Here is a 19,674-nt window from a genome sequence, read left to right as displayed (position 1 = left end):
GCCGGTGCTGGCCGGATTGGGGCTCATCCTTCTGATCGTGGCGGGTTCGGTGGTGCTGGTTCTGCGGCCCAGCGACACCCCCGGCCGCAAGTCCTGAGCGAACGGCGGTGATGCCCACCCACGACCACAGCCACAGCCACAGCCACAGCCACAGCCACAGCCACGGGCATAGCCACAGCCCAGGACACAGCCACGATCAGGGGATATCCAGCGCCAGGGGATCGGCGTTCCGCTGGAGCGTGCTGCTCAACAGTGGCCTTTCCGGCCTGCAGATCGTGATCGGCCTCGGCTTCGGCTCGCTCGCCCTGATCTCCGATGCGATCCACAACCTTGGCGATGTGGCTGGCCTGCTGCTGGCCTGGGGGGCAGAGCGCCTCAGCGACCGCCCGGCCAGCGGCCGCTTCACCTACGGCTTCGGACGCAGCACCCAGCTGGCCGCCCTGATCAATGCCACGCTGATCCTGATGGCCGCCGCGGTGGTGATCGTCGAGGGGCTTCAGCGGCTCCGGGATCCCCAGCCGATCAGCAGCACGCCGGTCATCTGGGCTGCGGCAGCGGGCATCCTGGTGAACCTGTTCTCGGCCCGCCTGTTCGGCCACGACCACGGCCAGAATCTCAATCGCAAGGCCGCCGTGGTGCATCTGCTCACCGATGCGGCGGTATCGGCGGCGGTGCTGGTCAGCGCCGTGCTGGTGAGCTGCACCGGCTGGTCCTGGATCGATCCAATGACCGCGGTCGGTGTTGGCCTGGCCGTGGCCTGGAGCGGCTTGGGGCTGATGCGGGAAGCCGTGCTGGTAAACCTCGATGGTGTGCCGCGACCGATTGAATTGGACCTGGTGCGCCAGACTCTGCAGGAGCTGCCAGGCGTCGAGACAGCCCACCACGTGCACATCTGGGCGATGAGCACCTCGCGCACAGCCCTCACCGCCCATCTGCGCTGCCGCAACAACGGAGTCAGCGATACGGCGCTGCTGGCTCAGGCCCGTGAGCGCTTAGCCGAGCTGGGCATCGATCACTCCACCCTGGAACTGGAATGGATGAAGCCGGGTGAGCCGCCACCAGCGTGAATCACTCTTGAGGGCACCTCGGAAAATTCCGCTTCCGCAACGGATGCACCGGGTGAAACTCATTACCTGGCTTGAGCGACCCCGATCCGGTGGTCCCAAGCACGGGCGATTGTTCGAGGTGCCCTGATCATGCTGCTGGTGTGATGTGCGGCAACCAACGTTGCACTGTTGCCCTCTCCATAGGCTCCGCTCAGCCCTGCTCACCGGCAAGGGCTGCCTGGCTCTTCTCCAGGCGCCGCTCCAGACCGCGACGCTCCCAGCCCTTCACCAATCGGTAGATCACCGGCACCACGAACAGGGTGAGCACGGTGGCCACCAACAGGCCAAAGAACACCACGGTGCCAATGCTGATCCGGCTGGCTGAGCCGGCACCACTGGCAAACAGCAACGGCAGAAATCCAGCCAGCGAGGAGATCGCCGTGAGCAGGATCGGTCGCACCCTCGCCAGGGCAGCGCCATGGATCGCCGCCTGCAGCTCCATGCCCTCCGCCAGCCGCTGGTTGGCGAACTCCACGATCAGAATCCCGTTCTTCGCGGCCAGGCTGACCAGCACCAGCAGGCCCATCTGGCCGTAGACATCGAGCGGCAGGCCGCGCAGGGCCAGGCCCAGCACCGCCCCCAACAGGGCCAGCGGCACCGTGATCAGGATGATGAACGGATCGGCGAAGTTCTCGTAGAGGCCGGCCAACACCATCACCATCACCACCACCCCCAGGGCGAACACCCGCAGGTTGCCCCCGCCCGCCTTGCGCTCTTCCCTGGCCAGTCCTGCCCATTCCAGGTCGGTGCTGGTGCCCTGGCTCTGATCCAGCCTCTCCAGTTCTGCCATTGCCTGGCCCGTGCTCACCCCCGGCTTGGGCAGGGCCCGAATCGAGATAGCCCGCGCCAGGCGGCTGTGGTTGATCGTGGTGGGGCCGGTGTCCTGCTCGACCCGCACCAGCTGGGCCAGGGGGATGAGCTGTCCCTCGCGGCTGCGCACGCGCAGGGAGAGCACGTCGCGGCGATCGCCGCGATGGCGACCATCGAGCTGCACGATCACCCGCCGCACCTCGTCGCTCTCGAAGCTGTCGTTGACGTAATCACTGCCGAAACTGGCCCCGAGCGTGTCCACCACATCGGACAACTTCACCCCAAGCGACGCCATCTGCAGCCGGTCGGGCACCAGCAGCAGGCGGGGCGCGTCGGCGGAGAAGCGGGTGGAGACCCTCTCGAACAGCCCACTGGCCTGAGCTTCGGCAATGAAGGCCTCAGCCTGTCGCTGGAAATCGCTGAGGCTCAGCTGGCCAGCGCTGGTGTCGAGCAGTTCCAGCTCCAGGCCACCCTCGCTGCTGAATCCCCGCACCGTGGGGGCTTCGCTGAGCTGAACCAGGGCGTTGCGCACCTGGCTGCGCAGGGCAGCGCTGAGCCGCTCCACCACGGCGGCGCTGCTCTGATCGGCGGAGGGTCGCTCCTCGATCGGTCGCAGCCGCAGAAACACACTGCCTTTGTTCGGGCTGCTGTCTCCGAAGGAGCGACCGGCATAGAAGTTGCCGCTGGCCACCAGAGGTTCCGCGGCGATCACCTTCCGGACCTGCTCGATCACCTGCTGGGTCTGGGGCAGGGCCGCGCCATCGGGCAGCACCACCGCGGCACGCAGCTGGCCGCCATCCTCCTGGGGGATGAAGGCCGTGGGCCGCTGCTGCAGGGCCACGCCGGTGCAGAGCAGACCGACCAGCAGCAAGGCCAGCACCGGCCGGGGACGGTCCATGACCCGATCCAGCCAGCGGCCGTAGGGAGCTTCCAGCGCTTCGAGCCAGCGCTGGGGAGGGGTGATCCAGCGGGCCAGCCAGGCAGGCTCGCGCCGCTCGGAGTGAAGCAGCCGGCTGGCGGCCACCGGGGTGAAGGTGAGGGCGTTGAAGGTCGAGAACACGATCGCCGCGCTGATCGCGATGGCGATCGGGGCATAGAGGCGGCCCAGACTTCCCGACAGGGTGAGGATCGGCAGGAACACCACCACCAGCACCAGAGAGGTGGCAATCACGGCCCCACCCAGTTCGTGCATGGCTTCGCGGGCCGCCTGCATCGGCGGCGTGCCGTTCTCGAGCCGTCGGCCGATGTCCTCGCTCACCACGATGGCGTCGTCCACCACCAGACCGGTGGCCAGCACCATGCCGAACAGGCTGAGGGTGTTGATCGAGGTGCCGGTCGCCAGCAGCACGCTGAGCGATCCCACCAGGGCGACAGGCACCGCCGCGGCGGTGATCAGGGCCAGGCGGCTGTTGCCCAGGCCCAGCAGCAGCACCAGGAACACCAGCAGCACGGCTTCCCGCAGGCTCGCCAACGTCTGGTCGATGCTGGCCCGCACGTTGTCGGCTTCATCGACGATCAGCTGCAGCTCCACCCCGGGCGGGAAGCGGGGCCGCAACTCATCGAGAGCAGCATGCACCGCCCGGCCCACCTCCAGGGCGTTGCTGCCATCGCGCTGGAACACGCCGATCGCCACCACGGCATCGCCGGCCAGGTTGGTGGCAATCGTGTCGTACGACTCACTGCCGAGCTCCACCCGCCCCACCTCGCGCAACTGGGTGATGCCGCCATTGCCGCTGCGGGCCACCACCAGTTGCTCCAGTTCTGCGACGCTGCGCAGACGACCCTCCATCCGCAGCGGCAGGGTGACCAGCTGATCGGCGGGCGATGGCGCTTCTCCGACCTGGCCCAGGGTGGCGAGCACGTTCTGGTCTTCGAGAGCGTCGCTGACGTCCTTGATCGTGAGGTTGCGCTCCTCGAGGGCAGCGGGGTCGAGCCAGAGCCGGAAGGCCAGGGAGCTGCCACCGAACAGACCCACCTCCCCCACACCGTTGACCCGCTGCAGCCGATCGCGCACCGTCTGCTCCACCCAGCCACTCAGAAACGCGTCGTCGTACTGGCTGCGGTCGGCGCTGAAGCTCAGCACCATCAGCAGGTCATCGGAGCTGCGGCTCACCTGAACGCCGAAACGCACCACCTGGGCCGGCAACTGCCGCGCCACCACCGTGGCTTCATTCTGGGTGTTGATCTGGTTGATCTCCGGATCACCACCCTCGAACGAGAGGGTGATCAGGCTGCCGTTGGAGGAACTCACCGAGCGAATCGAATCGAGTCGCTCCAGCCCGTTGAGCTGCTTCTCCAGCAGGCTCGTGACCCCCTGTTCCACCACCTCAGGACCGGCACCGGGGTAGCTGGCCCGTACCGTGACACGCCCCGGCGCGATCGGCGGCAGATTCTCGATCGGCAGCCCCCCCAGACTCACCAGGCCCACCAGCAGCACCAGCAGGCTGCAGACCAGAGTGAGCACCGGACGGCGCAGGAAGGGATCGGAGACCGACTTCAAGACGGCAGCAGCGCAGGGGGGAGTCTCAAGAGAGCGTCAGACAGCTGCCGCAAAGCGGACTGGCTGCAGACGCTGAGATCCTGCCGGAAAGGGCCGTTCAGCGCGAGGGGGTGGAGGTTGGGGTGAGGAGACTCAGCCGATGTCCCGCTTCAGCACGACATAGAGATAATCGGGCGATTTGTAACGGCTGGGCAGACAGGTATGCAGTTGCTCCAGGCGACTCCAGCAGACCGTGCGCTTGATCATTTCAATCGCCTTGCCCTCCTTGAGCAGCAGGCGCATGGCCTTGCAGTAGAGGGAATAATTCGCTTCCAGCTCCCCGATTGTGAGAGTCTGAGACACTCCTGTGACGGGCTTGACGCTGGTCATAGGCCTCCGTGCAACCCAAAGGGTTGATTGCGGTCATTGACCACCCTACGGGTTGGCTGCGGCACCCTCAATTTTCGGTAACGGTCGCTACCAACGCTGCGCCACAACCGCAACAGGCGCAGGCACCCGCCGATCAGGCCGGGGAGGCGGTGGCCGGAGCTCTGTGCTCGAGCACCGCCAGCTCGGTCTCGCCGATGCGGCCCACAGCCCGCAGGGCCGCGGTGATCCGATCGATGTCGAGCACGGCATGGCAACGCACTCCTGCCGCATCCAGCCGCTCGCGGGCGCTGGAATCGGCGACACCGCCGTGGTCGATGAACACGACAACGTCGTCAACGATCAGGCCCGAACTTTCAAGCTTGCCGATGCCTTCCAGCACGCTACGGCCAGTGATCAGAATGTCGTCGACCACCAGCACACGATCACCAGGGTCGAAATCCCCCTCGATCAAGCGGCGGGCTCCATGGGCCTTCACTTCCTTGCGGGGATAAATCAGTGGCTTGTGCAGCTGCAGCGACAACCCAGTGGCCGTGGGCAGAGATCCATAGGGAATGCCGGCGATGCGATCAAACGGCAGCCCCTCGATGACCTCGGCATAGGCATGCAGAACCCGGTGAAAGAGATTGGGATCGGAAATGATCTGCCGCAGGTCAATGTAGTAATTGAACACGGCCCCCGAAGCCTGCACGTACTCACCGAACAGCAGACAACCGATATCAAACAGATCCACGATCAGCTCCTCCATCGGATCCACGGCCGCCTCAGGCTGCGGCAACCACAGCTGGCAGGAGCCGTCGCCACCGATCGGTCGGGCCTCGAGGCAACGCAACCGCTGTTCCTCGATCCGGAGCTTGAGCTGCTCGGCCCGCGGGCCGATGTCGTCTTCCACCAGCATGTTCTGGGGCAGCGGCAGCAGCAGGCCATCGGCAGCGGCGGTAAGGCCGGCCTGCAGCAGCGCCTCCAGGCGCTCCTCCTCCCCCCAGAGGCTGCGCAGGATCAGAAACCGCTCCGGCGCCTCCTGGCGCACCCGGGCCAGGATCTCCGGATCACTTGTTCCCACCTCCAGCAGCAACTGCTCCGGCGTGGCCCAGAGCTGGCACTCGCGCACGATGCGCAGGTAGAGCGGGTTGGTCTCGTCGGGATGGTGCTGCAGCACCCGCGCGGCGGCGTTGGAGCTGTGGCAGGTCACCACCACTGCCCGGGAGGGATGGAGCAGAAAGGGGGCGGCGATGTCCTGACCGGCCAGGGGGGAGAGGGTCACGGCGTCGGCCCCCAGATCGCGGAACAGGTAATGCGCCAGGGCCGAGGAGGTGTTGAGGTCGCCGTGTTTGGCGTCGATGATCAAGGGGATGCTGAGCGGCACCAGCTCACGCACCTCGCGCAGCAGCTCCAGGCCGATCGGACCGAGCGCCTGGTAGAAGCCGAGGCTGGGCTTGTAGGCGCAGACATGGGGGGCGGTGGCCTCCACCACCTCCTTGATCCACGAGCGGGCCTGGCTGAGGAAGGAACGGCCCGCCATGCCGCGGCGCTGCACCCAGTTCTGCAACATCTCCGGGTTGGGGTCCAGTCCGGTCACCAGCAGCGACTGGTTCTCGGCGATGGCTTCGGTGAGGGAAACGAAAAAGCCCACGCGCGGGGGGCGGCATGGATGGGTGCTAAGCCGGCCGCTTTGCACCAGGCACCGGCCTGACACAGGACTTATTGATCTGCTGCTTGATGGCCCGGATCACCCAGCCGCCACCCCGCGCAGCAGGGGGGTCGCCAGACGCCACGGCAGGGTCTCGCCGGCATGGAAGGGCACCAGCTCAATCGCCCGGCCGGCTGCGTCGTTACGGTGCAGCTGCGCCGGGATCAGCTGCGGCTCTCGCTCCAGGGTGATCGTGCCCTCGTTGAGGGGCAGGCCGTAGAAGCGGGGACCGAACACCGAGGCAAAGGCCTCGAACCGGTCCAGGGCGTTCTCCTGATCAAACACCTGGACGTAGCTCTCCAGCGCCCAGGGTGCGTTGAAGATGCCGGCGCAGCCGCAGGCCGTCTCCTTGGCGGCACGGCCATGGGGCGCTGAATCGGTTCCAAGGAAAAAACGGGGATCTCCGGAGACGGCCGCAGCCCGCAGGGCGAGGCGATGGAGCTCCCGTTTGGCCACCGGCAGGCAGTAGAAATCCGGCCGCAGACCGCCGCTGAACATGGCGTTGCGATTGATGTGCAGATGATGCGGTGTAATCGTGGCCGCCAGATTGGCGGGCGCACTGCGAACGAAGTCCACCGCATCCGTGGTGGTGATGTGCTCCAGCACCACCTTCAGAGCGGGATGACGCTGCAACAGCGGCTGCAGATGGCGCTCGATGAAAACAGCCTCGCGATCAAAGATGTCGATCGAGGCCTCGGTGACCTCGCCATGAATCAGCAGGGGCATGCCGATCCGCTCCATGGTCTCCAGCACCGGCGCGATCGCCGCCGGATCGGAGACTCCCGCCGCCGAATTGGTGGTGGCGTGGGCCGGATAGAGCTTGCAGGCGGTGAACACACCGCCTGCGAAGCCGGCCGCAATCTCGGCGGGGGCGATCGTGTCGGTGAGGTAGGCGGTGAGCAGCGGCGTGAACGTGCATCCATCCGGCAGGGCCGCCTGGATGCGTTCGCGGTAGGCCCGGGCCGCCGCCACCGTGGTGATCGGCGGCCGCAGGTTGGGCATCACGATCGCCCGGGCGAACTGCCGCGCCGTGTCGGACACCACGGCCGCCAGCATGGCGCCATCGCGCAGATGCACATGCCAGTCGTCGGGCTGACGGATCGTGAGGCGCTCGGCAGCCATGGGCAGCGGCAGGACAGGGACAAGCCAGGATTGACCCTAGGCAGCGGTACCGGCGTGGTGACCAATCCGGAGGCGAACGCCCTGATCACGGCCCTGCAGCGCCCCGCGGCCTACGGCCATCCCGTGGACAGGATCACCCTGCTGGAGACCCACATCTCCTGGGTGCTGCTCAGCGGGCCCTACGCCTACAAGATCAAGAAACCGGTGATCTTCGGCTTCGTCGACTTCTCCAGCCTGAAGCGCCGCCGCCAGTTCTGCGCCGAGGAGCTTCGGCTCAACCAACGGCTCGCCCCCGATCTGTACCTGGACGTGGTGCCGATTCTCGGCCCGGTGGCGCAGGCGCGCTTCGGCCCGCCCGAGGCCCTGCTGGCGTCGAGCGACGATCCCCTCGAAGACGAGCTCGACGCGGTCATCGAGGTGGCCGTGCGGATGCGCCAGTTCGATCAGGACGACCTGCTGCCGGCCGCCCTGGAACGGGGTGCCATCGATGGCGGGATGATCGATCGGCTGGCCCACGATCTGGCCTGTTTTCAGGCCCGGGCCGCCATCGCCGCTCCGGCCGACCCCTACGGCAGCCCGGCGGCGGTGGCGGCCCCGGCGGAGGCCAACTTCGAGGCGCTGATGGCGGTGGAGGCCCTGATCCCCCGGTTGCGGCCCCTGCAGGACTGGAGCCGCGCCACCCTCGCCGCCCTGGCCCCACTGCTGCCCGCCCGCCGCCAAGCGGAGCGGATACGCGAAGGTCACGGCGATCTGCACCTCGGCAACATGGCCCTGCTGGGCGGGCGGATCACCGTGTTCGACGCCCTCGAGTTCAACCCGGCCCTGCGTTGGATCGATGTGATCAGCGACCTGGCCTTTCTGGTGATGGATCTGCACCAGAGCGGCCACCCGGGCCTGGGCCGGCGCCTGCTCAACCGCTGGCTGGAGAGCAGCGGTGACTACGAAGGCCTGCGGCTGTGGCGCTGGTATGAGGCCTATCGCGCCCTGGTGCGGGCCAAGGTGGCGGTGCTGCGCGCCATCCAGCAGGGCCTGTCCCCCATGGGCGACCCATCCACAGCGGCAAGCGTGGAGCGTTATCTGGCGGTGGCCGAGGGATTGATGCAGCCAGCCCCGCAGGCTCTGGTGCTCACCCACGGGGTGTCGGGATCCGGCAAATCCCACCACAGCCTGCAGGTCTGCAAGCGGCTGGGCGCGATCCGCATCCGCTCCGACGTGGAACGCAAACGGTTGGCGGGCCTGTGGGGAGAGCCCCGCCAGCAGCACCCCCAGGCCAGCGGCCCCCTGTACGGAGCCGCCATGCATGAGCTGCTGTTCGAGCAGCGCCTGCCGCAGCTGGCCGAGGCGGTGCTGGCGGGTGGGTTCACGCCGATCGTGGATGCCACCTTCCTGCGGCGGAGTCAGCGGCAGGCCTGGGCGGAGCGGGCGCGGCGCTGGGGCGTGCCGCTGGTGATCCTGGAGTTCAGCGCCCCTGCCGAGCTGGTGCTGCAACGGATCGCCGAGCGGAGCCGCCGGGGGGACGATCCCTCCGACGCCGACGCGGCGGTGGTGCGGCAGCAGTGGGACTCGCTCGAACCGCTGGATTCCGGCGAGCGAACCCAGGCCGTGCAGGTCGACGCAACTGCCAACCCGGAGCGTACCGCCGCCGCCGTGAGGCAGCGCCTCAGGGTCTGAAGCGACGGGCAGCGCCTGCGGGCATCACGCCTCAGGCCAGCACCGCAATGCAATCGATCTCCACCCGCGCGTCCTTGGGCAGGGCCGCGACTTCCACACAGGCCCGTGCCGGGGAGATGCCGGCGCCGAACACCTCGGCGTAAAGGGCGTTGACACGGGCGAAATCCCCCAGATCCGCCAGGAAGACCGTGGTGCGCACCACCTGCTGGGGCGTGCAGCCGGCGGCGGCCAGCACCGCCTGCAGGTTGGCCAGCACCTGGCGGGTCTCGGCTTCCACGTCGCCGTCGCCCACCATGGCGCCGGTGGCCGGATCGAGGGCGATCTGGCCGGAGCAATAGAGCACGCCGCCCGCCTTCACGGCCTGGTTATAAGGACCCACCGGCGCCGGAGCGCCGCTGGTGATCACGGCTTCCAGCTGCGGGGCACCACTGGGGGAGGACGCGCTCATGGCCCGGGGACCGTTGGGAGAAGATGACGGCTGAGACTATGGCCCTTCCCGGCCCCGGCCCCATCGCCAGCGACCTCGACTCCCTGATGCCTCCCGATCTGCCGCGGCGCCAGCACGTGCGGATCGAGGGGCTCTGGCACCGCTATCCCGGCACCGACCCTGAAGCCTGGACGCTGCGGGGCATCGATCTCAGCCTGGCCCAGGGTGAGCTGGTGGGCCTGCTGGGCCCCTCGGGCTGCGGCAAGACCACCCTGCTGCGGCTGATCGCCGGCTTCGAGCACCCCAGCCGCGGCAGCGTGGCGATCGACGGCCGAGTGGTGGCGGGGCAGAACCGCTGGCTGGAACCGGAGCGCCGTGGCGTGGGCATGGTGTTTCAGGACTACGCCCTGTTCCCCCATCTCGATGCCTGGCGCAATGCCTGCTTCGGGTTGCGGCGCGGCCAGGACAGCAGCCGGGCCACCTGGCTGCTGGAACTGCTCGGCCTCAAGGGGCTGGAGGAGCGGTACCCCCACGAGCTCTCGGGAGGCCAGCGCCAGCGCCTGGCCCTGGCCCGCGCCCTGGCGCCAGGTCCCTCGGTGGTGCTGCTGGACGAACCCTTCTCCAACCTGGACGTGGAGGTGCGTCTGCGCCTGCGCAGCGAACTGCCGGCGGTGCTGAGCCGCTGCGGCGCCAGCGGCCTGATCGTGACCCACGACCCGGAGGAGGCCCTGGCGATCTGCGATCGGGTGGCGGTGCTGCGCAACGGCAACCTCGATCAATGCGCCAGCCCGCGGGATCTGGTGCAGCGGCCGGCCACACCCTTTGTGGGCCGCTTTGTGCTGCAGGGCAACCTGGTGCCGGCCCAGCGGCAGGGCGACCATCTCGACACGGCCCTGGGCCGGCTGGCTCCGCTCGACGGCCAGCATCTCCAGACCTCCCAGGGCGAAGCCCTCGAAGCCCTGATCAGCCCGGAGGCGATCAGCCTCGAAGCCGACGGCGAGGGTGACGCCTGGGTGATGGGCCGCGAGTTCCTGGGCCGCGACTGGCTGTATCAGGTTCAGCAGGGCTCCGGTTCGACTGCGGTGCAGCTGCGGCTGCGGCTGCCCCTGGAGCAGGAACATCCCCGCGGGCAACGCTGTCGCCTGCGCCTGCGCCGCGGTGAAGCGGCCCTGTTGTTTCCGGAGCGGCAGGCACTGGTGGCGCTCTGAACCGTGGCGCTTTCAACCGTGGCGCTCTGAACAGCGGCCGCCAACCCCCTCAGCCGCGCCAATGGTCCTTGCGGCCGCGGCGCTCGCCCAGCTGCTCGGCCGTGGCGGCCCGCACCATCAGGTTGGTGGCCCGCTCCAGCGCGATCGTGCTGGGGATGGTGGGGATCCCGTTACGGCGCTCAGAGCGCACCTGCGCGAGCCGGGCGGCGATCGCCGCGTCGCCAGGCTCCTCAGCCGCGGCCCAGCGCAGGTTGGCTTCGGTGTATTCGTGGGCGCACCAGACCCGGGTGGTGGCAGGCAGAGCCGCCAGGCTCTGGAGGGAGGCATACATCTGGGCGGGCGTGCCCTCGAACAGGCGCCCGCAGCCGCCCGCGAACAGGGTGTCGCCGCAGAACAGGTGGCCGCCGGCCGGTTCGCCCGGCTCCTGCATCGGCAGATGAAAGGCGAGATGGCAGCGGGTGTGGCCGGGAACCTCCAGCACCTGCACTGTTGTTCCCAGCAGCTCGAAGCGGTCGCCACCACGCACGCCGCGGGTCTGGAAAGGAATGCGGGACCGATCCGCGGCGGACGCGATCACCGCCGCTTGCGGCCAGCGCCGCAGCAGCGCCGGAGTGCCACCGATGTGATCACTGTGGTGGTGGGTCTGCAGCACCGCCACCAGCTCCAGACCCTGGCTCTCGAGGGCGGCCATCACCGGCTCGGCCACGGCCGGATCCACCACCGCCGCCTCGTTGCCGCGGCGCAGCAGGAACACGTAATTGTCCTGCAGCACCGGCAGCAGCGAGACCTCCAGAGCAGGCGCTGGAGGGTGCGGTGGGGGCTCCAGTCCCGGCGTGGTCAGTCCCATCGTTAAAGTCCGGCTGCGGCTCGGTCCCATGATCACCGCTGCATGATCTGCGCAGCAGCGCTGGCTGCGCGCCTCCCGCCGAGCCCGCCATGATCACCGTCGCCCTGGCCAAAGGAGCTCTGCTCAAGCATTCGGTGCGGCGCTTCGCAGCGGCCGGTCTCGATTTTTCGTCGCTGCTCGATCCCGACAACCGCCAGCTGATGGTGGCGAGCAGCTGCGGCCGCGCCCGCGCCCTGCTGGTGCGCAACGGCGATGTGCCGGTGTATGTGGCCTACGGCCAGGCCCAGCTGGGGGTAGTGGGGTACGACGTGCTGCGGGAGCACCAGCTGCCGGTGGCCCAGCTGGTGGATCTCGGCTTCGGCGGCTGCCGCATGGCGGTGGCGGTCAAGGCCGCCAGCGGCTACAGCCGGGCGGCCGACCTGCCGGCCCACTGCCGCATCGCCAGCAAGTTCACCCGTTGCGCCGAAGACTTCTTCGCGGCCCTCGATCTGCCGGTGGAGGTGATCCACCTCACCGGATCGGTGGAGCTGGGGCCGATCACCGGCATCTCCGAGGCGATCGTCGATCTGGTGGCCACCGGCCGCACCCTGCAGGACAACGGACTTGTGGCGATCGAGGATCTGTTCCACAGCACCGCCCGCCTGATCGGCCATCCGCTCGCCCTGCGGCTCGATGGCGGTGAGATCCAGACCCTGATCGACCGCATCGCCAGCGTGGGCCTGGCCGCCACCCTGCCGCTGCAGCCGGTCCTGGCGCAGGCCAGCTGATGGCCAGCCTCGATCGCCAGCGCCTGCTTCGTCTGATCCCCTATCTGGGCCGGGATCGGCGCCGGCTGCTGCTCACCCTGCTGCTGCTGATCCCCCTGGCCCTGTCAGCCGCCGTGCAACCGCTGCTGGTGGGCCAGGCGATCGCCGTTCTGCGGGGCGAACCCACCATGACCTGGCTGCAGGGTCAGCCGGTCCCCGCCGCCCTGCGGCAGCTGGTGTTGCTTCTGCTGGCGGCGGTGGCGGTGCGGCTCTCCCTGCAGAGCGTCCAGACCTACAACGTGCAGGCGATCGGCCAGCGGCTCACGGCCCGCATCCGTGACGATCTCTTCCGCCACGCCCTGGCTCTGTCGCTGCGGTTCCACGACCGAACACCGGTGGGCAAGTTGCTGACCCGGCTCACCAGCGACGTGGATGCCCTTTCGGAGGTGTTCGGCAGCGGAGCCTTCGGGGTGCTGGCTGATCTGGTGACCCTGCTGGTGATCGCGATCACGATGATCTCAATCGAATGGCGCCTCGGCCTGCTGCTGCTGCTCAGCCAGGTACCGGTGACCCTGGGCATCCTCTGGCTGCAGGGCCGCTACCGCACGGCCAACTATCGGGTGCGGGAGGAGCTGGGCCAGCTCAACGCCGATCTGCAGGAAAACATGCAGGGTCTGGAGGTGGTGCAGATGTTCCGCCGCGAGGCCTACAACAGCGCCCGCTTCGCCCGCACCACCGACGCCTATCGCAAGGCCGTGACCGGCACGATCCTGTTCGACAGCTCCATCTCCGCCTTCATCGAATGGGTGGCCCTCTCCGCCGTGGCGGTGGTGCTGGCCCTGGGGGGCTGGCTGGTGACCAGCGGCAGCATGGGCCTGGGGGTGCTCACCACCTTCATCCTGTTCTCGCAGCGGCTGTTCGATCCCCTGCGTCAGCTGGCCGAGCGCTTCACCCAGATTCAGGGGGGCCTCACGGCCGTTGAGCGGATCGGTGAGTTGCTGGAGCAGCCGATCGAAATCAGCGACCTTCCAGAGAATCAGCGCAGCGCCGCCGCCATCCACAGCGGAGCCCAGCGGGCCAGTGCCGGCGAGGTGGTATTCGAGAACGTCTTCTTCGCCTACCGCAGCGACGATCCGATCCTCGAGGATCTCAGCTTCCGGATCGCCCCCGGCGAGCATGTGGCCCTGGTGGGACCCACCGGCTCCGGCAAGTCGACCGTGATTCGCCTGCTCTGCCGCCTGTACGAGCCCCAGCGAGGCCGCATCCTGCTCGACGGCATCGACATCCGTCAGCTGCCCATCCCCACCCTGCGCCAGCGGCTTGGGGTGGTGCTGCAGGACACCTTCCTGTTCAGCGGCAACGTGGCCGACAATCTCCGGCTCGATGCCGCCATCGACAACGCCCGGCTCGAGCAGCTCTGCCACGATCTGGGCCTCGATCCGCTGCTGCGTCGCCTGCCGGCTGGTCTGCAGACCGAGCTGCGCGAGCGGGGCGCCAACCTCTCCTCGGGCGAGCGCCAGCTGCTGGCGGTGGCACGGGTGGCGATCCGCGACCCCTCCGTGCTGGTGATGGATGAAGCCACCGCCTTCCTCGACCCCTCCACCGAGGCCACCTTGCAGAGAGACCTGGAATCGCTGCTGCAGGAGCGCACGGCGATTGTGATCGCCCACCGCCTGGCCACGGTCGAGGCGGCCGATCGCATTCTGGTGCTGCGCAAGGGCCGGCTGATCGAGCAGGGCAACCACCGTGACCTTCGGGCAGCCGGAGGCCTCTACGCCCAGCTGGCCGATCTCCAGGAGAAGGGGCTGGCCAGGCTCTGAGCTTCGGCCTTCAGTGCCGGCCCACAGGCTCGGGGCTTGAGGCGATCGGATCGTTGGCCAGCTCAGGAGTTCCAGAGCCGAGACCTTCCTCCTCCAGCCAGGTGCGGATTAAAGCCGCCAGTTCAACCGGCCGCTGCCGCATCGGCAGATGGCCCGCCCCCGCCATCAGCTCAAACCGGTGAAGGCGGCTGTAACCAGCCAGATGACGCACGTAGCGCGGTGCCATGACGCCGTCGTTGCTGCCGGTGATCCAGAGGCTCGGCACCACCAGCTCGGCGGTCAGCGCCGGCAGTTGCCGCACCGCCGCGCGGCTGGTGCTGCAGGCCAGCAGACCGCGGGCCGCCCGCGCATCCGCCAGCAGGGGCGCCGCGATCGCGGCGGTGCCGGGCAGCCGCCCCAGCCAACGGGGCCGGAGGGTCACAAACGCGGAGCCGGCGCGGCGCACCAGGGCAAAGGGGCGCGGCTGATAAACCCCACCCCCGGCGGCAATCTGCACCAGGCCAGCCAGCCTGGCCCCGAGCCACGGGGCGGCATGGAGGGCGACGCTGCCCCCCAGGGAGTGGCCGATCAGCACAACCGGCCGGCCGGAGGCCCGCTGCGTGGCGGCATCCGCGAGCCAGCGGCCGTAGCTGGCCAGGCTGGGCTGCAGACCACGGGGGCGCACAGCGCGGCCGAAGCCCGGCAGATCAGGGCACCATAGTTCCCAGGACCGTCCCAGTTCCGCAACCAGGGGCTGCCAGAGCCGGCCCGAGAGCAGCCAGCCATGAACCGCCACCAGCAACGGTGGAGCCGTACGGGCGACAGGAGGGTGGCTCAGGGTGCCAACGGCCGCAACTTGCTCCACCCTGACGCAAGTGCCCCCATCGGGCGCGGGAATGGGGCAGGATCGTCCGATTGCTTAGCCCAGGGTGCTGCTGGAAGAGCTCTACGGCGCGACCCATCGCCTCTGCCCCACCCCCAATCCCCAGGTGCACCTGGTGCTGAGCCAGGAGCGGCCGATCGATCTGATCGAACTGGAGCAGCTCTGTGATGCGGTGGGCTGGAACCGCCGGCCCCTGCGGCGGGTGCGCAAGGCCCTGCAGCACAGCCTGCTGCGAGTCAGCCTCTGGCGCCACGATCCCCGGGTGCCGCGCCTGGTGGGTTTCGCGCGCTGCACCGGCGACGGCGTGATCGAGGCCACGGTCTGGGACGTGGCCGTGCATCCGCTCTACCAGGGAGCAGGCCTGGGCAAACAGCTGATGATTTATGTGATCGACCAGCTCCAGGCCATGGGGGTGGAGCGGGTCAGCCTGTTCGCTGATCCCGGCGTGGTGGGCTTCTATCAGAGCCAGGGCTGGGAGCTGGAGCCCCTGAGCCGCCGCTGTGCGTTCTGGTACTCCCCCTGATCCGGGCGTGAGGCGACTCCAGACCCGGCCGGATCAGCTCTTGCGGGGCAGTTCCGCCGGCCGGATGGTGAGATCGAGGGAGCGATCACCGCGCCGCACCCGCAGGGCCAGGGGCTGGCCGACGCGGCCCTGATCCACGGCCAGCTGCACATCCGAGGGGTTCTTCATGGCCTTCTCACCCACCCGTTCGATCAGATCGCAGGGCTTGAGGCCGGCGGCGGCGGCGGGACTGCCGTCAATCACGTCCACCACCACCACGGCGTTCACCTCGGGCAGGCGGCACTGGTTCGTGGTGGCATTGATCTCCCGCGCCAGCTGGGGCGTAAGCGCCTGCAGACGCACCCCGATGTAGGGGTGGCTGGCGTAGCCCCGTTCCAGGATCTGGGCGGCGATCTGGCGCGCCACGTTGATCGGGATCGCGAAGCTCAGGCCCGCCCCCGGCGCCTGACGGATGGCGGTGTTGATGCCGATCACCTGACCGCGGTCGTTGATCAGCGGTCCGCCGCTGTTGCCTGGATTCACCGCTGCGTCGGTCTGGATGTAGGGCACCCGCTGGCCCTCACCCACGGCGTTGGTGCGCTGGATGGCGCTGATGATCCCGGCGGTCACGGTGTTGTCGAGGCCGAGGGGGTTGCCGATGGCGATGGCCCACTCGCCTGGCCGCACCTTGGCGGAATCGCCCAGGGGCGCCACCGGCAGCTTCGAGGCCACCACCTTCACCACCGCCACGTCGGTGAGCGGATCACTGCCCAGCACCTTGCCATTGAAGCTGCGGCCATCCGGCAGGGTGACGCTCACCTCACCGGCGCCCTCAACCACATGGGCATTGGTGAGCAGCACCCCATCGGAGCGAGTGAAGAAGCCCGATCCCTGCCCCTGCTGCTGCTGGATCGAGGGGCCCCGTCCGAACAGCCCGCCCAGGGGATTGATCACCTGCTTGGTGGTGTCGATCCGCACCACCGCCGGCCCCACCTTGTCCACCGCGTCGACGATGACGTTGCGTCCGGGCTGCAGCGACGAGGCGGGTGCGGCATCGCTGATCTTCGGCGGCGGCGGCGTGCGCTGGGCGCCGGGCATCTGGGGCAGGAAATGTCCCTGGCAGCCCCCCAGAACCACCGAGAGGCTGGCTGGGAGCGCCACCAGCGGCAGGTGCCGCAAGGCGTTGGGGGTACGGCGGGGGGACATCACGCACAGCCTGAAGGACTCATTTAAGACGGACCGCCCCCCGGGAGCTGCGTATATTCGGCACCCGCGAGGTGACGCAACGGTGCAGCAGGGTCAGGAGCTGTGGCACCAGGTTCAAGAGGCGCTCCAGGCCAACCTCAGCAAACCCACCTTCGAGACCTGGATCCGGCCGGCCCGCTGCAGCGGCATGCGCGGCGACCAGCTGCTGCTGGAGGCCCCCAACAGCTTCGCCAGCGGCTGGTTACGCAAGAACTACCTCGGCACCATTGCGGCGGTGGCCTCCGAGATCGCCGGCCGCGAGCTGCGGGTGGAGGTGGCCACGGCCAGCGAGGGCGACGCCCCGCCGGAGGCGATCGGCGGCAACGGTCTCTCCGGGCCGGTCAGCGGCACCCGCGAGGCCGGCAATGGCCGCCCTGCGGCCCCGGTGCGCTCCCCCGCCACCGGCGAGACTCCGCGCAAGCTCGCCCCTGGCCTCAACCCCCGCTACGTGTTCAACCGCTTCGTGGTGGGACCCAACAGCCGCATGGCCCACGCGGCCGCCCTGGCGGTGGCCGAAGCACCGGGCCGGGAATTCAACCCCCTCTTCCTCTGCGGTGGCGTGGGCCTGGGCAAGACCCACCTGATGCAGGCGATCGGCCACTACCGGCTCGAGATCGACCAGGACGCGCGGGTGTTCTACGTCTCGACCGAAACCTTCACCAATGACCTGATCCAGGCAATCCGCAAGGACGGCATGCAGGCCTTCCGAGACCGCTACCGCGCCGCCGACCTGATCCTGGTGGACGACATCCAGTTCATCGAAGGCAAGGAGTACACCCAGGAGGAGTTCTTCCACACCTTCAACGCCCTGCACGAGGCAGGGCGGCAGATCGTGATCGCCTCCGACCGTCCGCCCAGTCAGATTCCCAAGCTGCAGGAGCGCCTGATCTCCCGCTTCTCGATGGGGCTGATCGCCGATATCCAGGCCCCCGACCTGGAGACGCGCATGGCGATCCTGCACAAGAAGGCCGAGCAGGAGCAGATGGCCCTGCCCCGAGATCTGATCCAGTACATCGCCGGCCGCTTCACTTCCAACATCCGCGAGCTTGAGGGGGCCCTCACCCGGGCGGTGGCCTTCGCCTCGATCACCGGCCTGCCGATGACGGTGGAATCGGTGGCGCCGATGCTCGACCCCGGCGGCAGCGATGTGGAGGTGACCCCGCAACAGGTGCTCGACAAAGTGGCCGAGGTGTTCGGCGTGCGCACCGAAGAAATGCTGAGCCCCAGCCGCAAGCGGGCCGTGAGCCAGGCCCGCCAGGTGGGGATGTACCTGATGCGCCAGGGCACCAATCTGAGCCTGCCGCGCATCGGCGAAGCCTTCGGCGGCAAGGACCACTCCACCGTGATGTATGCGGTGGAGCAGGTCGAAAAGAAGCTCCACACCGACCCGGCCCTGGCCCGCCAAGTGCAACAGGTGCGAGACCTGCTGCAGATTGATTCGCGCAAACGCAAATAGGTTTCGCGCAAGCGCAAGTAAGTTTCGCGCAAACGCAGGCTGGCCTCAGCTGGTCAGTGGCCGGGAGGGATCGAGGCCTTCCAGTTCGCCGCAGAACACCCGGCTGGCAGTGATGTCGTCGGCTTCGATCGTCATCAGATCGCGCTTGGTCACGGAGCTTCCCATGCGGGTGAACAGGCGGTTGGCCTGGCGCATGCGGGCCCGATCGATGGCATTGCGGATCGAGCGGGCGTTGGCGAAGAACGGCAGCTGCATGCGCCGCTGGATGTACTCGGCAAAGGCGGCCGTGGCCTCGTCGCTGAAGCGGTAGTTCTCCGCCGCGAGAATGAGCTTGGCAATCGCCAGCAGCTCAGGGCCACTGTAATCGGGGAAATCAATATGATTGGCGACCCGCGAGGAGAGCCCCGGATTGGACTGGTAGAACACGTCCATGCGGTCTTTGTAGCCAGCGAAGATCACCACAAGATCGTCGCGGTTGGCTTCCATCACCTGCAGCAGGATCTCGATCGCTTCGGCGCCGTAATCGCGCTCGTTCTCGGGACGGTACAGGTAGTAAGCCTCATCGATGAACAGCACCCCACCCATTGCCTTCTTCAGCATCTCGCGCGTCTTCGGTGCCGTGTGGCCGATGTACTGCCCCACCAGATCGTCACGGGTGGCGGTGACCACGTGTCCCTTGCGCACATAACCGAGCCGATGCAGGATCTGGGACATCCGCTCCGCCACAGTTGTCTTGCCGGTTCCCGGTTGGCCGGTGAACGACATGTGCAGGCTCGGAGCCGCCGTCGCCAGGCCCACCTGGGTGCGGGCCCGCTCCACCACCAGCAGCGCCGCGATCTCGCGGATCCTGGCCTTCACCGGCCTCAGCCCCACCAGGTCGTGATCGAGTTGCTCGAGCACCTCCTGAACACCCACCCCCTCGTAGGCCGCCTTCAAGTCGACGCGGGTGAGATCATCGTTGCTCAGATCTGGCTGACCAGCCTCAGCGGAGGGTTCAACGGGCGCAGAAGATGGATCAGGCGCAGACGATGGATCAATCGAGGAGGGCATCGACGGCCGCGGCAAAGGATTCGTCGGCAGCGCCGATCGGGGCGTCGTCCTGCTCACTGCGCAAGGTGAGGTTCACATAGGTGCGTCCGAAGCTGATATCCGGAAACCGATTGCTGCCTTCAGAGAGCTCGTTCAGCCGCTCCAGAAACACCCGGGTCGCCTCGTAGTTGTCGAACTCGATGCGACGTTCGAGCCGTTCGGGGCGATTCCGTTTCGTCCAGGCCTGTTCCATGGACTGACCCTAGA

Annotated in this window: 17 protein-coding genes; 7 read left to right on the top strand and 10 right to left on the bottom strand. The window is 68.2% G+C overall.

Annotation, left to right across the window (positions count from 1 at the left end; all coding sequences use genetic code 11):
- The first annotated feature begins 110 nt into the window (after positions 1-110).
- On the top strand, positions 111-1,067 hold the full coding sequence (locus tag KQ310_RS08725; protein WP_259721361.1) for a cation diffusion facilitator family transporter: 957 nt from the start codon (positions 111-113) through the stop codon (positions 1,065-1,067).
- Positions 1,068-1,257: 190 nt separating this feature from the next.
- On the opposite strand, the gene KQ310_RS08720 is transcribed toward KQ310_RS08725, so the two are convergent.
- From KQ310_RS08720 to pyrC, 4 genes are all read right to left on the bottom strand, one after another.
- On the bottom strand, positions 1,258-4,416 hold the full coding sequence (locus tag KQ310_RS08720; RefSeq protein ID WP_259721360.1) for an efflux RND transporter permease subunit: 3,159 nt from the start codon (positions 4,414-4,416) through the stop codon (positions 1,258-1,260).
- A gap of 132 nt (positions 4,417-4,548) precedes the next feature.
- Positions 4,549-4,785 (bottom strand): DUF3136 domain-containing protein, encoded by a 237-nt coding sequence (locus tag KQ310_RS08715; RefSeq protein ID WP_399237987.1) that lies wholly within the window; start codon positions 4,783-4,785, stop codon positions 4,549-4,551.
- Positions 4,786-4,918: 133 nt separating this feature from the next.
- Positions 4,919-6,415: a bifunctional orotidine-5'-phosphate decarboxylase/orotate phosphoribosyltransferase gene (locus tag KQ310_RS08710; RefSeq protein WP_259721358.1), complete on the bottom strand. Its 1,497-nt coding sequence runs from the start codon at positions 6,413-6,415 to the stop codon at positions 4,919-4,921.
- A gap of 96 nt (positions 6,416-6,511) precedes the next feature.
- A complete protein-coding gene (pyrC, locus tag KQ310_RS08705; RefSeq protein ID WP_259721357.1) occupies positions 6,512-7,594 on the bottom strand; it encodes a dihydroorotase in 1,083 nt (360 codons plus the stop codon).
- 30 nt (positions 7,595-7,624) lie between these two features.
- Between pyrC and KQ310_RS08700 the strand changes: the two genes are divergently transcribed.
- Positions 7,625-9,265, top strand: a complete 1,641-nt coding sequence (locus tag KQ310_RS08700) for a bifunctional aminoglycoside phosphotransferase/ATP-binding protein (RefSeq protein WP_259721356.1) — start codon at positions 7,625-7,627, stop codon at positions 9,263-9,265.
- 31 nt (positions 9,266-9,296) lie between these two features.
- Here KQ310_RS08700 and KQ310_RS08695 read toward each other — a convergent pair whose 3' ends face one another.
- Positions 9,297-9,713 (bottom strand): Rid family detoxifying hydrolase, encoded by a 417-nt coding sequence (locus KQ310_RS08695; protein ID WP_259721355.1) that lies wholly within the window; start codon positions 9,711-9,713, stop codon positions 9,297-9,299.
- A gap of 86 nt (positions 9,714-9,799) precedes the next feature.
- Here KQ310_RS08695 and KQ310_RS08690 point away from each other — a divergent pair, with 86 nt between their 5' ends.
- Complete coding sequence (locus KQ310_RS08690; RefSeq protein ID WP_259721459.1) at positions 9,800-10,900, top strand: ABC transporter ATP-binding protein; 1,101 nt, start codon at positions 9,800-9,802, stop codon at positions 10,898-10,900.
- Between the two features lie 49 nt (positions 10,901-10,949).
- On the opposite strand, the gene gloB is transcribed toward KQ310_RS08690, so the two are convergent.
- Positions 10,950-11,747, bottom strand: coding sequence for a hydroxyacylglutathione hydrolase (gene gloB / locus KQ310_RS08685; RefSeq protein ID WP_259721354.1), 798 nt, complete (start codon positions 11,745-11,747; stop codon positions 10,950-10,952).
- 89 nt (positions 11,748-11,836) lie between these two features.
- Between gloB and hisG the strand changes: the two genes are divergently transcribed.
- Positions 11,837-12,514: an ATP phosphoribosyltransferase gene (gene hisG, locus KQ310_RS08680; protein ID WP_259721353.1), complete on the top strand. Its 678-nt coding sequence runs from the start codon at positions 11,837-11,839 to the stop codon at positions 12,512-12,514.
- Positions 12,514-14,313 (top strand): ABC transporter ATP-binding protein, encoded by a 1,800-nt coding sequence (locus KQ310_RS08675; RefSeq protein ID WP_259721352.1) that lies wholly within the window; start codon positions 12,514-12,516, stop codon positions 14,311-14,313. Before hisG ends, KQ310_RS08675 begins: the two co-directional genes overlap by 1 nt.
- A 10-nt stretch (positions 14,314-14,323) precedes the next feature.
- Here the strand turns inward: KQ310_RS08675 and KQ310_RS08670 are convergent, their stop codons facing one another.
- Positions 14,324-15,157 (bottom strand): alpha/beta fold hydrolase, encoded by an 834-nt coding sequence (locus tag KQ310_RS08670; protein WP_259721351.1) that lies wholly within the window; start codon positions 15,155-15,157, stop codon positions 14,324-14,326.
- A 64-nt stretch (positions 15,158-15,221) separates the two neighbouring features.
- Here KQ310_RS08670 and KQ310_RS08665 point away from each other — a divergent pair, with 64 nt between their 5' ends.
- On the top strand, positions 15,222-15,698 hold the full coding sequence (locus tag KQ310_RS08665; RefSeq protein ID WP_259721350.1) for a GNAT family N-acetyltransferase: 477 nt from the start codon (positions 15,222-15,224) through the stop codon (positions 15,696-15,698).
- 33 nt (positions 15,699-15,731) lie between these two features.
- On the opposite strand, the gene KQ310_RS08660 is transcribed toward KQ310_RS08665, so the two are convergent.
- Positions 15,732-16,883: a trypsin-like peptidase domain-containing protein gene (locus KQ310_RS08660; protein WP_399237981.1), complete on the bottom strand. Its 1,152-nt coding sequence runs from the start codon at positions 16,881-16,883 to the stop codon at positions 15,732-15,734.
- Between the two features lie 82 nt (positions 16,884-16,965).
- On the opposite strand from KQ310_RS08660, the gene dnaA reads away from it, so the two are divergent.
- A complete protein-coding gene (gene dnaA, locus KQ310_RS08655) occupies positions 16,966-18,378 on the top strand; it encodes a chromosomal replication initiator protein DnaA (protein WP_259721349.1) in 1,413 nt (470 codons plus the stop codon).
- A 45-nt stretch (positions 18,379-18,423) separates the two neighbouring features.
- On the opposite strand, the gene cbbX is transcribed toward dnaA, so the two are convergent.
- Entirely contained in the window at positions 18,424-19,428 is a 1,005-nt protein-coding gene (gene cbbX, locus KQ310_RS08650) for a CbbX protein (RefSeq protein ID WP_259721348.1), read from the bottom strand.
- Positions 19,412-19,660 (bottom strand): 4a-hydroxytetrahydrobiopterin dehydratase, encoded by a 249-nt coding sequence (locus KQ310_RS08645; RefSeq protein WP_259721347.1) that lies wholly within the window; start codon positions 19,658-19,660, stop codon positions 19,412-19,414. Before KQ310_RS08645 ends, cbbX begins: the two co-directional genes overlap by 17 nt.
- Positions 19,661-19,674: the final 14 nt, after the last annotated feature.

It is taken from the genome of Synechococcus sp. CS-1328 (genome assembly GCF_025128095.1).
Lineage (GTDB): Bacteria > Cyanobacteriota > Cyanobacteriia > PCC-6307 > Cyanobiaceae > CBW1002.
This window is presented reverse-complemented; position numbering and strand designations above follow the sequence as displayed.